9 protein-coding genes are annotated in these 15046 nt (G+C 67.7%); 6 read left to right on the top strand and 3 right to left on the bottom strand.

Annotated features, from left to right (window positions below; translation table 11 throughout):
- Positions 1 to 232: 232 nt before the first annotated feature.
- Positions 233 to 1000, top strand: a complete 768-nt coding sequence (locus tag H7U20_RS23975) for a carbonic anhydrase (protein ID WP_199761655.1) — start codon at positions 233 to 235, stop codon at positions 998 to 1000.
- A gap of 67 nt (positions 1001 to 1067) precedes the next feature.
- Here the strand turns inward: H7U20_RS23975 and H7U20_RS23970 are convergent, their stop codons facing one another.
- From H7U20_RS23970 to H7U20_RS23960, 3 genes are all read right to left on the bottom strand, one after another.
- Complete coding sequence (locus tag H7U20_RS23970) at positions 1068 to 2192, bottom strand: sensor histidine kinase (protein WP_199761654.1); 1125 nt, start codon at positions 2190 to 2192, stop codon at positions 1068 to 1070.
- A 160-nt stretch (positions 2193 to 2352) separates the two neighbouring features.
- Positions 2353 to 5763, bottom strand: a complete 3411-nt coding sequence (locus H7U20_RS23965) for a response regulator (protein WP_199761653.1) — start codon at positions 5761 to 5763, stop codon at positions 2353 to 2355.
- 162 nt (positions 5764 to 5925) lie between these two features.
- Positions 5926 to 7602 carry a cytochrome C gene (locus H7U20_RS23960; RefSeq protein WP_233411035.1) on the bottom strand — a complete coding sequence of 559 codons (1677 nt, stop codon included), beginning with the start codon at positions 7600 to 7602 and terminating at the stop codon, positions 5926 to 5928.
- A 166-nt stretch (positions 7603 to 7768) separates the two neighbouring features.
- Here H7U20_RS23960 and H7U20_RS23955 point away from each other — a divergent pair, with 166 nt between their 5' ends.
- The 5 genes from H7U20_RS23955 to H7U20_RS23935 all read left to right on the top strand — a co-directional run bounded on the left by H7U20_RS23955 (position 7769) and on the right by H7U20_RS23935 (position 15017).
- A complete protein-coding gene (locus H7U20_RS23955) occupies positions 7769 to 9580 on the top strand; it encodes an ATP-binding protein (RefSeq protein ID WP_199761652.1) in 1812 nt (603 codons plus the stop codon).
- Positions 9573 to 10271 (top strand): response regulator, encoded by a 699-nt coding sequence (locus H7U20_RS23950; RefSeq protein ID WP_199761651.1) that lies wholly within the window; start codon positions 9573 to 9575, stop codon positions 10269 to 10271. Before H7U20_RS23955 ends, H7U20_RS23950 begins: the two co-directional genes overlap by 8 nt.
- Positions 10272 to 10411: 140 nt before the next feature.
- On the top strand, positions 10412 to 11827 hold the full coding sequence (locus tag H7U20_RS23945) for an amidase (protein WP_199761650.1): 1416 nt from the start codon (positions 10412 to 10414) through the stop codon (positions 11825 to 11827).
- Positions 11828 to 12727: 900 nt separating this feature from the next.
- Positions 12728 to 14383 carry a methyl-accepting chemotaxis protein gene (locus H7U20_RS23940; RefSeq protein WP_199761649.1) on the top strand — a complete coding sequence of 552 codons (1656 nt, stop codon included), beginning with the start codon at positions 12728 to 12730 and terminating at the stop codon, positions 14381 to 14383.
- Between the two features lie 217 nt (positions 14384 to 14600).
- On the top strand, positions 14601 to 15017 hold the full coding sequence (locus tag H7U20_RS23935) for a GFA family protein (protein ID WP_199761648.1): 417 nt from the start codon (positions 14601 to 14603) through the stop codon (positions 15015 to 15017).
- The last annotated feature ends 29 nt before the right edge of the window (positions 15018 to 15046 follow it).

Raw genomic sequence — 15046 nt, 5'->3', positions numbered from 1 at the left:
GAGCCAATCGGCACGTCTGGCGGGCCATGTGTGGACCAACAAGGGCGGCGCGACGGCAGCGGCGCGCCTGCCGCGTCGCCACTGCGGCGTTTTCGCCACAGTTTTCGACCATCCGCACCGGCTTGGCCGGCACTGTGGGATTTGGTGAGAAACGCGCGGCCGCCGTTTGCTACCATGGCTGGCCCACCCCGGCAATCGCCTCGGGGCCAGCCAGAACACACAGGAGACAAGCATGAAACAATCGATCATTCCGGCCACGCTGGCCATCTGCGCGCTCGCCTATGCCCACCCAACCCTGAGCGCGGACAAGCCGCACGACGCCAAGCCGGCCCACTGGAGCTATAGCGGCCACGGCGATCCGGCCCACTGGAGCGAGCTGCAGCCCGACTTCGCCTCGTGCAAGCTGGGCAAGGAGCAATCGCCGATCGACATCCGCGACGCCGCCAAGGCCGAGCTGCCGGCGCTGGGCTTCAGCTACGCCGCCGGCCGCGCCGAGGTGGTCAACAACGGCCACACCATCCAGGTCAACGTCGGCGACGGCAACAGCGCCAAGCTGGGCGGCGCCGACTACAAGCTGCTGCAATTCCATTTCCACACGCCGAGCGAGGAAAAGGTCAACGGCAAGGCCTATCCGCTGGTGGCCCACATGGTCCACAAGAACGCCGAAGGCAAGCTGGCGGTGGTGGCCGTGCTGTTTAGCGAGGGCAAGGAAAACCCGCTGCTGAAGAAGGTCTTCGCCAAGATGCCCAGGCAGGCCGACGGCAAGGCCGAGCTGGCCGAGCCGCTGAATCCGGCCGACCTGCTGCCGGCCGCCCAGGGCTACTACGCCTTCATGGGCTCGCTGACCACGCCGCCGTGCAGCGAGGGCGTGCGCTGGCAGGTGCTGAAGCAGCCGCTGGAGATCTCCAAGGACCAGCTGGCCACCTTCCGCAAGCTGTATCCGATGAACGCCCGGCCGGTGCAGGCGCTCAACGGCCGCAGCCTGCAGCAGAGCCAGTAAGCCGCGCCGCCGGCGGGCGGCAAGACGGACGGCGCTACGGCCACAGGCCGAGCGCATCTCATGAATCCTATCTGCGAGGCAAATCGATGACGAACACGCAGCCGTCGCCGAGCTTGCTTTCAACTATGAGCAGTCCGCCATTGGCCTCGACACTGCGCCGGGCGATGGAGAGGCCCAGTCCGAGGCCATTCCGATTGCTTCCGCTCTGCGTGAAAGGCAGGAACATATTGTGCGCGGACTCCGCGCTCAGACCGGGGCCGCTGTCTTTCACCCTGATCCGAATCCGGTCTTCCTGCGTGTCCACGCTGAGCGTCACGGCGCCGCCTTTGCCGCTGAATTTGAACGCGTTTTGTAACAGGTTGCCGAGAGCTGAGAACAGCAGATCCTTATCGACGTCCACCATCAGGACCGGAGAGATAGGCTCAACATTAAATCCGCAATCAAGCAGCTCAGCCTCAAGAGCGGCGGAATATTTCATCTCGCCGATAAAGTGCGCCAGGCTGAACACCGAGCGGTGCAGAGTCATGCCGGGGCCAATCCGGACTTCGGCGAGGGAACGGTCAATCAGTCGACGAAGACCAATCAGGCTGCGGTCCAAAACCGCTCCGGTTGGACCGCCCAAGCCGACGCTGCCCGATTTGATGGCCGCCAACGCGAGCATCGCGGTGTTCAAATGATTGCGCAGTTCATGCGCGAAAAACCCCAAACGTTCATTGGTCTCCAACGCTTGCTCGTCGGCGATTGCCACGTCGCGATGTTCGCTAAACGCCGTCACCGCATCGGCGATGCCATTGTCAAGGCATCGATTTAGTGTGCGAAACTCGCTGATCTCAAATTTCTCATCGAGGTCCATGGAGAGGTCCGACACCGCTTGGCACAAGTCGCCGTAATCATGGACGACCTCGTTGATCGAATATCCCAGCGTCAAAAGATCCGCGCCATGAATGCCGGCAGACACGCCGAGTTCAGCGATGCGGTAGGGATCGCCGGCGGCGGGGCCTGACACCGCCAAGGCTTGGGCGAGCGCACCCTCGCTTTCCGCCTGGAGGGTGCGGATGAGCTGGTCTAAAAATTTGGGAATACCTTGTTCCAGCTGCTGTCTGTTAGGCGATCTATCGGGACGGGCAGACACTTTATCTCGACAACGCCGCTCAAGTTCAGTTCGGTTTGCGATCAAAAATTCATGCATCATGGCCGGCCTCACGAGTATACCCGGGCCGATGAACGCTGCGGTCTGGGGCGTTGGCGCCCGGAACACCGACGCAAGCCATGATGGTGGGCGCTCCCGTGAACAAGGTCTGTGCGCTATCGAACGTTGATTTTATCGGGCAAGCCGGCGCGTCTATGATCGGCTAGCCTGCCGCGCCGGGCGCGGCGGCGCCTTCAAGCGCCGCCGCCAATTGCTCGATCGCCGCCAGCGCGGGCGGCAGCGCCGCCAGCACCATGGCCAGCGCGATCCAGCCTTCGTCGGTGGAGGCCGCTTCCGCCGTCGCTGCCAGCACGGCCAACTGCTCGGCGCCCACCGTGCCGGCCAGGCCCTTGAGCACATGCAGCAGCGGTTTGGCCGATGCCAGGTTCTGTTCTTCGATGGCGCCGTGCAAGCGGGCGCCGATGTTGCCGGCCTCGGCGGTGAAATCGCGCAGGGTGCGCAGATACAGCTGGCTATGGCCGCCCATGCGTTGCAGCGCGGCGGCGCCGTCGAGTACGTCGGGCTCGCGCTCGGCGGCCGGTGCCGGCGGTGGCGGGGGCAGTGGGCGCGGCGCGGCGGCGCCCCCGGCGGCGGCGGTGTGGCCGAGGATGACGGCGACCAGCTGGTCCAGGTCGAAGGGCTTGCCGACGTGGTCGGCCATGCCGGCGGCCAGCGCGGCGGCCCGGTCGCTGGCCAGCGCGTTGGCCGTCATGGCGACGATGGGCGGCGTGCGCCAGCCCAGCTGGGCGCGGATGGCCCGGCTGGCGTGGTAGCCGTCCATGTCCGGCATTTGGATGTCCATCAGGATCAGGTCGGGCGGCGCGCCGTCCCGCACCGCCTCGATGGCGGCCTGGCCGCAGTTGGCCAGCGCCACCTCGGCGCCCTCGTAGCCGAGCAGCTCGCGCGCCACCTGCTGGTTGGCCGGATTGTCCTCGACCAGCAGCAGGCGCAGGCCGTGCAGGCGGCGCCGCGACGGCGCCACCGTGGCCGGCGCGCCGCCGTGGCGTTGACCCGGCTTGGCGTCGGCCACGGCGTCGAACAGCATCGAGGCGGTCACCGGCTTGACCAGCACGCCGTCCAGCGTGGCGGCGCCCGAGTGCTGCTGTTCGAGCTGCTTCTGCGCCAATATCTCGCGGTCGTAGGCGGTGACCATGATGATCAGCGGCGCGGCGCCGGCCGGCAGCAACTGGCGGATGCGCACGGCGGTGTCCCAGCCGTCGAGCAGCGGCATGCGCCAGTCGACGAACATGACGTCGTAGGGCCGCGCCGGCGCGCGCCGCGCCAGCGCGGCCAGCGCGTCGGCGCCGTCGACGGCGGTGTCGACCTGCCAGCCGAAGGAGCGCGCCATCTCGGCCAGCACCTGGCGCGCGCTCGGATTGTCGTCGACCACCAGGCAGTCGAGCTGTTGCAGCAGTCGCGGATCGGGCAGCAGCGTCGCCGGCGTGGTGGCCGGCTGCAGCACCACGACGAATTCGAACACGCTGCCCTGGCCCGGCGCGCTGCGCACGTCCAGTTCGCCGCCCATCAGGCGCACCAGGCGCTGGCTGATGGCCAGGCCCAGGCCGCTGCCGCCGTAGCGCCGCGCGGTCGACGCCTCGGCCTGCGAGAAGCCCTCGAAGATGCGCTCGCACTGCTCGGCCGAGATGCCGATGCCGGTGTCGCGGATGGCGAAGGCCAGGCGCAGGCCGGCCGCGTCGTGCGCCAGCAGACGCACCGACAGCAGCACCTCGCCATGGGCGGTGAACTTGATCGCGTTGCCGCTCAGGTTGAGCAGGATCTGCTGCAGCCGCAGCGCGTCGCCGCTGACCCACTTGGGGATCGCCGGATCGATTTGGAACAGCACCTCGACGTCCTTGTCGCCGACGTTGGCCGAGAGGATCACCGACAGGTCGCGCAGCAGCTTGTCGACGCTGAAGGGATGGCAGTCCAAGGTCAGCTTGCCTGCCTCGACCTTGGAGAAGTCGAGGATGTCGTTGAGCAGGTTGAGCAGCGAGCGCGCCGCCGACTCGGCCTTGACGGCGTAATCCTGCTGGCGCGGCGCCAGCGGCGTCTGCTGCAACAACTGCAGCATGCCCAGCACCGCGTTCATCGGCGTGCGGATCTCGTGGCTCATGTTGGCGACGAATTCGGACTTGGCGCGGCCGGCCGCCAGCGCGGCGTCCTTGGCCTGCGACAGCTGGGCGTGCGCCTCGCGCGCCGCCGTGATGTCGGTGCTGCTGCCGACCCAGCACAGCGGCCGGCCGGCCGGGTCGCGCTGCGGCAGGGCGTGGTGCTCGAAGATGCGCCAGTGGCCGTCGCCGCCGCGCAGCCGGCAGTCGCAGCGGAACTCGCCGCCGAGCGCCAGCGCGGCGGCCCAGGCGGCGTCGACGCGGCTGCGGTCGTCGGGATGGAGGAGGTCGAACCAGGCGGCGCCGGCCAACAGCGTGGCGGTGTCGATGCCGGTGAACTCTTGCCAGTGGTGGCTGAGGAACTCGAAGCGGCGCGCCGGGGTCAAGGTCCAGACCATCTGCGGCAGGCCCTCGGTGAGCGAGCGCCAGCGCTGCTCCGACCGGGTCAGCGCCGCCAGCGAACCCTGCAGCGCCTGGTCCTTCAACACCAGCTGGTGCAAGGCCTGCGACTGCTTGCGCAGCGCCGCGCGCACGCCCAGCAGCAGGCTGGCGGCCAGCACGTACAGCGTGGCCAGGAAGATGGCGTCGTCGCGCGCCTCCTTGCGCCAAGGCGCGAGGAAGTCCTCGCCGGCCAGGCCGACCAGCACGAACACCGGATAGCCGCCGATCCGCTCGACACTGACCACGCGCTCGCGGCCGTCGCGCACGCTGATCGACTTGTAGGTGGCGCGCCGTTGACCGGAGGCCAGCACGCGGCTGGTCTCCGGCGACAAGGCGATCTGGCTGCCGATCTGCACCTCGCGCGATTCGGGATAGCGGTGCAGCACGCGACGCTGCTGGTCGAGCAGGATGATGACGCCGTGCTGGTCCACGTTGAGCGAGGAGAACAGCTCGGTGATGCGCGAATTGTTCAGATTGACATAGGCGGTGCCGCCGAAGCTGCCGTCCGGCAGCGTCAGCGCGTACATCAGCGGAAACACCCATTCGCCCGAGATGCGCGACTTGACCGGCACGCCGAACACCAGCTCGCGCTCGGTCTTGCTGCGCTGGTAGAACTCGCGGATGGACAGGTCTTGCGGCTTGCTCAGGTCGACCTTTTCACCGTAGATGACGCGGCCGTTGCGGTCCGAGCCGCGCACCGCGTCGGCCTGCGGCAGGCGCTCCTTGAGGCCGCGCAAAAAAGCGCTGAAGCCGGCGTCGTCGAAGCGCTGTTCGCTGTGCAGGGTGCGGAACTCGCTGGCGGCGCGGCGCATCGCCAGGTCGACCTCCTGGAAGTGCGAATGCAGGAAGTTCTCCAGCGAAATGGCCAGGTTGCGCGAGGTTTCCTCGGCATTGTTCTGGTAGCGCTGCTGGCTCTGGTACAGATTGTGCAGCACGAAGGCGCTCACCAACAGCAACACGGCCGCCACGGCGGCCACCAGCAAGGCGAACAGTTTCCTTAACTTGCGCAAGGTGTCGACGGTCATGAGCGAGGGCAGGGGGGGCTTGATGCAGCACACATTAACATTGCTGGAAGGATTTGTAATCCCTTGTTTTCCTGCGCCCGGGCAAAGCTTGCACGCCCCTTCACCATGTTAATTGATACAAATCAAGCGCCGGCCGCCGCGCATGGCGGCCGGATGCGCGGCTTACAGGGCCTTGAGGAAGGCCGCCAGGTCGGCCGCCTCCTGCGCCGTGTAAGCGATGCGGAAACGTTTGTCGTAGAAGCCCACCACGTCCTCGATCAAGTGCACCGAGCCGTTGTGGAAGTAGGGCGAACGCGACTCGATGCCGCGCAGGCTGGGCACCTTCACGCGGCCGATGTCGCGCCAGCGCCCGCTGAGCATGGCGGCGCCGGGGTCGCTGGTGTCGACCAGCTCGCCGGTGGCGTTGTTACGCAGCGTGTACAGCGGCATGTCGGCGCTGCGCAGCGCGCCGGCCGCCACGCCGGTGTTGAACATCCGCGTCACCGAGTGGCTGCCGACGTTGGGCGTGTTGTGGCAGCTGCTGCAGGTGCCGCGCTGCAAGGGCAGACGCAGCTCGTCGTTGAAGCCGGCCACGCCGCTGATGTTGAAGGGCTTGTTGTTGAAAATTTGCTCGCCACGGGCGATGGCGGCGCGCGCCAGGTTCTGCGCCGACGGCGCCGGCGGTGGTGGCGCCGGCCGGCCGCGCCCCGGCGGCGCTGCCGGCGCCGGTGGATTGGCCAGGTTGCGCCAGGCGCCGAACAAGTCCAGCGCGTTGCGGTTGAACGGCGCGCCGCTGCGGTAGTCGCCGGCCTGCACGTCGTTGATGCCGAAGTAATAGCCGGTGCGCGACAACCGCACCGGTCCGCCCAGGGCGCCGCCCTCGCTCAGACCGCCGGCGGCGAGCGAGCTGCTCTGCGCCGTGAACAGGGTCTTCTCGAAGTCGACGATGGCGCGCTGTTCGGCCGCGCTCAGGTCCAGCGCCGCCTCGGCGTGGCCGCGCACGGCGCTGTTGGACTGGTGCAACAAATCGGCGTCGATGGCGGCGAAACAGCGCGCCGGCCGCACATCCTTCAAGCACATGGTCGAGGCGGGGTCGGCCGTCGTCTCGCGGCCATCCCACATCACGCTGCTGAGAAAGGCCAGGTTGGTGGTCGGCAACGGCCGGCGGAACAACGACAACTCCTTGGCGCTGGCATAGTGGTAGGGATCGTCGATCTTGACCAGGGTGAATTCGGCGTTGGCCGGCAAGGGCAGGCCGACCCGCACCAGGCCCTTGCTGAGCAGCATGCTGTAGGCGACGCGCTTCTGCGCCAGCGTGGCGGTGGCCGCATTCGGCGAGACGGCGCCGTCGACCGGACGGAACACCGGGTCGAGGCCGGCGCTGGCCTCGAAGCGGCGCGCCAGGCCGTCCGGCGTGATGCTCCAGCCGTTGTCGGGCTGGTGGCAGCTGGCGCAGGAGCGGCCGTTGCCTTGCGCTTTGAAGAAGGGGTTGGCGCTGTCGATCGTGCCGACGCTGCTGAAGGTCAAGGCGGCGCCCTCGTCGTTCGGCACCGGCAGCGGGGCGATGGCGGGCGCGGCGGCCAAGGCCAAGCCGCCTTGCCTGGCCGGCGTCGTGCCGATGGCGGTGGCGCCGTCGCTCACGGCCGTCGGGGCGGCCTCGCTGACGGCCACGGTGGCGCCGGCCAGCAGCACGTTGCCTGCCTCCTGACTATTGCCGCCGCCGCTGCCGCCGCATGCGCTCAACATGGCGGCGGCCAGCGCCAGCGCCAAGGGAGGCAGGGCGCCACAGTCGGCACGCCGGCGCGCGTGGTCGGCCTTGCCAGCCTTGCCGGGCAGCGTGGTGAAATGGGAGGCTTGCATCGCGGATCTCCTGTTTATTGTCGATAGGAATCACTTTGCGGCAACAATGTGCAGGAAAAATGGAGCTCGCCGGCTTTTCATATTGGCTGCACAATTGCCGGGTATGATTGCTGACAATAAACAAACGACGGGGCGCTGGAATGGCGATTCAGCAAGGGCGGGGACGATGCGGCTGACCATCGCGCGCAAGATCGCGTTGGCGGTGACGGCGCTGGTCATCCTCTGCGTCGGCACCATGGCGTGGGTGACCAGCAGCAATTTGCAGCGCGGCTTCGTCGCCTATCTGAACGAACTGCAGACCCAGGACCTGGACCAGCTGCGCCAGCTGCTGGAGGACCGCTACCGCCTCGAAGGCAGTTTCGACTGGCTGCGGCGCCAACCGCGCGCCTTTAAAAGCGTGCTGGATCAGATGAAGCCGCGCATCCTGGCCGAGGTGGAGGAGCGCGGCGGTCCGCCGCCGCGTGCCACGCCACCGCCCGGGGAGGCCGCTGCCGGCGCGCCGGACCGGGCGCGCGGCCAAGATCCCGACGAGCTTGTCGGTGCTGATGGCGATGCCGGCGAGGCTGGTGATGCCGGCGAGCAGACCGGGCGCCGCCCGCCGCCGCGTGCCCGGTACGGCATGCGGCCACCGCCACGGCCGGATGAGCCACCGCCACGGCTGAATGAAACGTTGCCACGGCTGGATGAAGCGTCGCCGCGGCTGAATGAAACGGCGCCGCGCGGGCAAGAAGCGCCGTCGCGCCGGGAAGAAGCGTCACCACGCCGGGACCAGGCGGCGCCGCCCGCCGAGGACGACGAGCCGCAGGGACGCCGCGCCGAAGGGCGCCCGCCGCGCCACGACCCGATCGGCTTCGCCTCGCGCATCTCCATCGTCGACGCCGAGGGCCGCGTCGTCATCGGCCCGCCCGATTTTCCGCCCGGCATAGAACGCGACATCAAGGTCGACGGCCGGGTGGTCGGCCGCATGCGCCTGATGCCGCTGCGCCAGGCCAGCGGCTCAGACCCCAGCGCCACCGTGTTCCTGCGTGGCCAGTTGCAAACCATCTTGCTGCTGGCCGTCGCCCTGATCGCGCTGGCCCTGCTGGCGGCGATCTGGCTGGCGCGCCACCTGCTGCGCCCGGTCGCCGAGCTGCACAAGGTGACGGCGAAGCTGGCGCAGGGTCAGTTTTCTGCCCGCGCCCCGCTGGTCTCGCGCGACGAGTTGGCCGACCTGGCGCGCGACGTCAACGCCATGGCCGAGGCGCTGGAGCGGAGCGAAGGGCAGCGCCGCCGCATGCTGGCCGACATCTCGCACGAACTGCGCACGCCGCTGACGGTGCTGCGCGGCGAGATCGAGGCGCAGATCGACGGCATCCGGCTGGCCGACAACGCCGCGCTGGAGTCGCTGCACGGCGAGGTGCTGCGCCTGGGGCAACTGCTCGACGACCTGCAACAGCTGGCCCTGGCCGACGCCGGCGAGCTGCATTACCAGTGGCGGACGCTGGACCTGGCGGCCCTGCTGACGCCGCTGTTGGAGCGCTACCAGGGCCGCGCCGCCAAAGCCGGCCTGCGGCTGGAGTGGACCACGCCGGCCGCGCCGCTGGCCTTGACCGGCGACGGCGGCCGGCTGACCCAGGTGTTGGCGAATCTGCTGGAGAACAGCCTGCGCTACACCGACGCCGGCGGCCGCATCGTGCTCGCATTGACGCGCGACGGCGCCTGGGCCGAGCTGAGCATCGCCGACAGCGCCCCCGGCGTACCCGTTGGCGCCCATGCCAGCATTTTCGAACGGCTGTACCGGGTCGACACCGTGCGCACCCGCGGGCGCGGCGGCAGCGGCCTGGGCCTGGCCATTTGCAAGGTGCTGCTCGAGGCCCACGGCGGCAACATCGTCGCCTTGCCATCGGCGCTGGGCGGCCTCAACATCGTACTGCGGCTGCCCTTGGGTCCGCCCGCGCGCGGCCCCGCCAACCAGCCGTCTATGGAGCAACATGGATAATCGCCCCCACATTCTCATCGTCGAGGACGACCCCAAGATCGCCGCGCTGCTGGCCGACTACTTCGCCGCCGCCGACTGGCGCAGCAGCCACGTCGACGACGGCCTGGCCGCCGTGGCCGCCATGCGCGACGGCGGCGCCGACCTGATGGTGCTCGACCTGATGCTGCCCGGGCTGGACGGCATCGGCGTCTGCCGCGCCGTGCGGCAATTTTCGCCCGTGCCGATCATCATGTTGACGGCGCGGGTGGACGAGGTCGACCGCCTGCTCGGCCTCGACACCGGCGCCGACGACTACGTCTGCAAGCCGTTCAGCCCGCGCGAACTGGTCGCCCGGGTGCGCGTCCACCTGCGCCGCGCCGCCGGCGTGTTGCCGACGGCGGCCCCATCGCCCGGCCTGCTGGTCGACCGCGCACGCATGCAAGTGCTGCATCTTGGCGCCGCGCTGCCGCTGACGCCGGTCGAATTCCGCTTGCTGGCCGAACTGGTCGGCCATCCGCAGCGCGTGTTTTCGCGCCAGCAATTGCTCGACATCGCCCACGAAGACCAGCGCAGCATCAACGACCGCACGGTCGACTCCCACATCAAAAACATCCGCCGCAAGCTGAGCGGCTGCGGGCCGCAGGCCGACTGCCTGCAATCGGTGTACGGCGTCGGCTACCGCTACGAGCCGCCGGCGCCGGCCGGCACCTGAGGTGGTGGGGCGGCGCGGCAGCCACGCGCACCGACCCCGGCGACATTGCCCGGTGTTGTTTTAATCCAATATTGTCTATACTCGCCGGGCGCTCCCGCCTCCACCGTTGAACCATGCACCGGGCCCAGCCCCATTTGCCAATGACCTTGACCGCCACGCCGCAACGCCCCGCCATGCCCGACGCCGTCGCCCTGAAACAGCAGCTGGAGCGGGGTGAATCCAGCGCCGCCGAGCTGTTGCGTCAGCATCTGGCCCGCCTCGACGCCACCCAGGGCGCGCTCAACGGCGCCACCCAGGTGCTGCGCGACGAGGCCGCAGAGGCCGTGCGCCAGGCGCGGCCGGGTCCGCTGGCCGGACTGCCGTGCACGGTCAAGGAGACCTTCGGCATCGCCGGCCAGAGCATCACCGCCGGCTCGCTGCGCATGACGCCGCAACCGCAGGCCGCCGACGCCAGCGTCGTCGCCAAACTGCGCGCCGCCGGCGCGATTGTCATCGCCCGCAGCAACGTGCCCGAGTTCGCCATGACCGGCGAGAGCAGCAACCCGCGCTACGGCCGCACCAACAACCCGCTCGACCCCAGCCGCGTGGCCGGCGGCTCGACCGGCGGCGAGGGCGCCCTGGTCGGCTCCGGCGCCAGCGCCTTCGGCCTGGGCTCCGACATCCTCGGCTCGATCCGCATCCCGGCCGCCTTCTGCGGCCTGGTCGGCTTCAAACCCGCCTCGGGCGCCGTCGACGGCACCGGCACCTGGCCGCAGATCGACGGCCACACCGCCAGTTGGCTGGGCATCGGACCGATCACCCGCAGCGTGCGCGACGCCCGGATGGTCTACCAGGTCATCGCCGAGCGCGCGCCGGCGCCGCCCGCGCCGCTGGCCGGCCTGCGCCTGATCGGCCCGGCCGGCTTCCCCTACAGCGTAGAAAGCCCCTGCATTGGCGCCGCGTTGGCGTCGGCGCAGACGGCGCTCGGTCAGGAGGGCATGCGGCCCGAGACGGCCGCCTTCGGCGACGTCGGCCAGCTGTTCTTCCGCATGCCGTCGATGATCCTGCACGACGCCGCGCCGTCCTGGCAGCGCCTGCTCAGCACGCCCGAGGCGGGCCGGTTCAACGTCTGGGGCGAGGCGCTGCGCCAGCTGACCGGCCGCGCCACCATCGATCCCGGCCTGTTCATGTGGATGTTGCAGGGCGCCACGCTGGGCCAGTTCATCAAGCCGCGCGGCGCCGCCCAGCTGGCGCGCCTGATCGCCACCTTCGAGGCGGCGCGCGCCCACTATCGCGGCCTGCTCGGCGCCGACGGCATCCTGCTGCTGCCCACGCTGGGCATGCTGGCACCCAAGCACGGCGGCATGAACCGCAAAACCCTGCGGCCCGGCCCGAACGGCCTGATGACACCCATCACCTTCTGCAACTACTGCGACCTGCCGACCATCGCCGTGCCCGCCTGGCGCCACGCCGATCCCGCCAGCGGTTTGGCGCCCAGCGTGATGCTGGCCTGCGCGCCGGGCGCGGAGGGACATTTGTTCGACGCCGCTGCAGCCGTCGAGGCCGCGCTCAACTGAGACGGGGGAGGGGCCGGCCGGGAATGTCGTGATGTTCAAGTTCGGCAGTGCCACCGTCTGCTGCTTCAGCCGGCTACTCGCGGCCTGAACCAGTTCATCAAATTGACTATTCTCATCACCACAGACCTCTATTCTCATAAGGGCACCTCTAAAACCCGTCGTTCCCGCGCAGGTGGGAACCTATACGCCGCACCCTGTCTAGCGCGATATGGGTTCCCGCCTACGCGGCGGTGCGCCGATGCGGAACGACGAAGTCAGGCTTATTCGATGCACCCATAAGTCGCCGCCAGCCAATCGCATAAAGCGGTGCGGCCACCTGTTCCGTAAATCGCAGCCAGACACCTCGCACTTCGATGCCGTGAGATTTCGTGCATTTTTCAGATGAGCAAGATGCTATGCGACTATCGGCCGCGTTCGGCCAAGACCCGTCATTCCCGCGTAGGCGGGAATCCATACGCCGCTTGTTTGAATACTCAGCATGGGTTCCCGCTTTCGCGGGAACGACGACTGGCAGCTTTGGGGCGAGAACGGACCTTCCCCACAATTAATATCCTTGAAAACCCGACGATCAAGCGAGATCTCAGAAGGGTGTCTACTGATTGCTTACTTGGCAATAGTGTTGCGCGGCAACATCAACCATCCTCGCTACGCCGTCAGCGGCGGAAAACAAGGCATAAGTATTTCGCAAATGAAGTATAATAATTCCACAAAGAAATATTATTTATTTCGCCACAGCCGCTCCACAGAAGACGGCCCCGACAATACCTGCCTCAATACGCACAGATGTGGCTTCCCCCGGCGGGAAGCATGATTGCCGAAGGCCGGCCTTGATCCGCCGACGTGCCGGGCATCTTCCTCTCATTGCGTATTGATGCGGCAATCAAGAGAGGAAATAGTCCAGTGCGTTTGAACACTCCGGTTAGCAACAACGAATACGTGCTGCGCGATGGCCAGACCATCGTCTCCACCACCGATCTGCAGGGCAACATCACCTACGCCAATCCCTACTTCGTCGAAGTCAGCGGCTACGCCGAGGACGAGTTGCTCGGCGCCCCCCAGAACATCCTGCGCCACCCGGACATGCCGAAGGAGGCCTTCGCCGACCTGTGGGCGACCGTCAAGTCCGGCCTGCCGTGGACCGGTCTGGTGAAGAACCGCTGCAAGAACGGCGACTTCTATTGGGTGCTGGCGAACGTCACACCGACCATGGAGCATGGCCGCCCGGTCGGCTACATGTCGGTGCGCACCAAGCCCAGCCGCGACCAAGTCGCCGCCGTCGACCAGTTGTACCGCGAGATCAAGGCCGGCAACCCCAAGCGCCTGGCGATCCGCCAAGGCCGCGCCGTCGCCACCGGCTGGCGCAGCGGCCTTGCCGCGCTGACCGAGCTGTCGCTGCGGCGCCGCATCGGCCTGACCATGTCCTTCCTGTCGGCCACGCTGGCGATCCTTGGCGTCGCCGCTGTCGCGCCGGCGTCGGCGGCGGCCTCCGCCAGTTGGCTGGGCGGCCTGGCCGCTGTCGCCGTGCTCGGTGTGCTGGCCTTGTGGTACTTCCTGCTGCAGAGCATTGTCGCGCCGTTGCAGGCGGCACTCGGCAGCATCCAGGCGATGGCCGGCGGCGATCTGCGCGCCGACATCCACACCGAGCGCAGCGACGAGATCGGCCAGCTGCTGCGCTCGCTGCGCCAGCTCGGCGTCAACCTGCACAGCATCATCGGCGACGTGCGCGGCAACTTCGTCCAGATGCAGCACGCCACGCGCGAGATCGCCACCGGCAATCTGGACCTGTCGGCGCGCACCGAGGCGCAGGCGGCCGCGCTGGAGCAAACGGCGTCGAGCATGGAACAGCTGGCCGCCACCGTCAACCAGAACACCAGCCACGCCACCCAGGCCAACATCATGGCCAACGACGCCAACTCGATCGCCGAGAACGGCGGTCAGATCGTCGTCAAGGTGATCGAGACCATCGCCGACATGAGCGCCTCGTCGGGCAAGATTTCCGACATCATCGGCATCATCGACGGCATCGCCTTCCAGACCAACATTCTGGCGCTCAACGCGGCGGTCGAGGCGGCCCGAGCCGGCGAGCAGGGCAGGGGCTTCGCCGTGGTCGCCACCGAGGTGCGCAACCTGGCCCAGCGCTCGGCCGCCGCCGCCCGCGAGATCAAGCAACTGATCGACATCTCGTCCGAGAAGGTCAAGGCCGGCACGCTGATGGCCAACAACGCCGGCGGCACCATGCAGGACATCATCGCCTCGATCAAGGACGTCAAGCAGGTGATGAGCGAGATCGCCACCGCCTCGGCCGAGCAGGGCGCCGGCATCGCCCAGGTCAACCGGGCGGTCACCCAGCTCGACGACGTGACCCAGCAGAACGCCGCCCTGGTCGAGCAGGCCGCCGCCGCGACGAGCGGCCTGGCCATGCAGGCCAACAAGCTGATGCAGGCGCTGGCGGTGTTCAAGCTCAAGGAGCACAGGCCGGCGCGGCTGGCCGTCGTGCCGGCACAGGCGGCCGTTCGCCCGCCGGCGTCCGCGCGTCGGCTCGGCAACGGATATTGACGGCCGCGACAGGTATTTTCTAAACGGCGGAATATGGTATTCTTGGCAAGAAAATTGCACTGCCGGATCAACGGTTACGCCTATCCTGCGCTATGCCGGGCGCCGGCGCCGGCGCCAGCGTTGTGCTGGGCGGCTGATGATGCCGAAGCAGTGTCCTATAAACGAGAAGCATGTTACTTCCGCAAAGCGCGAATGCGCGCTCGCGGTTTGGGAAAATATGAACAAATTGCTTACTGGCGGCTGCCTGTGCGGTGCCGTCCGCTTTGAAACTTCCGCCGAGCCTAGTTTTTCGGGCAACTGTCATTGTCGCGATTGCCAGCGCAGCTCAGGCAGTGCATTCACCCCAGCGATTTTCATGCCCGAGGAGAGCGTTTCCATTCAAGGCACAGTTAAATACTTTGACTCCAAAGCCGACAGTGGCAATACCATCAGCCGTGGCTTCTGCCCGAATTGCGGCTCGCAATTGTTTGCCAGATTGCAGATGCTGCCCAATTTGCTAGGTTTGCGCGCCGGCACGCTGGATGATCCGGGCGATTTTCATCCCAAGATGAATATCTACACGGCCAGTGCGGCACATTGGGATCACATGAACCCGGATTTGCCAAAATTCCCCCAGTCGCCACGCGGCGAATGATAGTCTGGTCGACGCTGGGGGAAAGCCAT

The sequence above is a fragment of the Rugamonas violacea genome, assembly GCF_016461825.1.
Taxonomy (GTDB): Bacteria; Pseudomonadota; Gammaproteobacteria; order Burkholderiales; family Burkholderiaceae_D; genus Rugamonas.
This window is presented reverse-complemented; position numbering and strand designations above follow the sequence as displayed.

Bases quoted from the DNA above. Each gene is read 5' to 3' on its own strand.
- H7U20_RS23975 (WP_199761655.1), top strand. From the start codon at position 233: ATGAAACAATCGATCATTCCGGCCACGCTGGCCATCTGCGCGCTCGCC.
- H7U20_RS23970 (WP_199761654.1), bottom strand. From the start codon at position 2,192: ATGATGCATGAATTTTTGATCGCAAACCGAACTGAACTTGAGCGGCGT.
- H7U20_RS23965 (WP_199761653.1), bottom strand. From the start codon at position 5,763: ATGACCGTCGACACCTTGCGCAAGTTAAGGAAACTGTTCGCCTTGCTG.
- H7U20_RS23960 (WP_233411035.1), bottom strand. From the start codon at position 7,602: ATGCAAGCCTCCCATTTCACCACGCTGCCCGGCAAGGCTGGCAAGGCC.
- H7U20_RS23955 (WP_199761652.1), top strand. From the start codon at position 7,769: ATGCGGCTGACCATCGCGCGCAAGATCGCGTTGGCGGTGACGGCGCTG.
- H7U20_RS23950 (WP_199761651.1), top strand. From the start codon at position 9,573: ATGGATAATCGCCCCCACATTCTCATCGTCGAGGACGACCCCAAGATC.
- H7U20_RS23945 (WP_199761650.1), top strand. From the start codon at position 10,412: ATGACCTTGACCGCCACGCCGCAACGCCCCGCCATGCCCGACGCCGTC.
- H7U20_RS23935 (WP_199761648.1), top strand. From the start codon at position 14,601: ATGAACAAATTGCTTACTGGCGGCTGCCTGTGCGGTGCCGTCCGCTTT.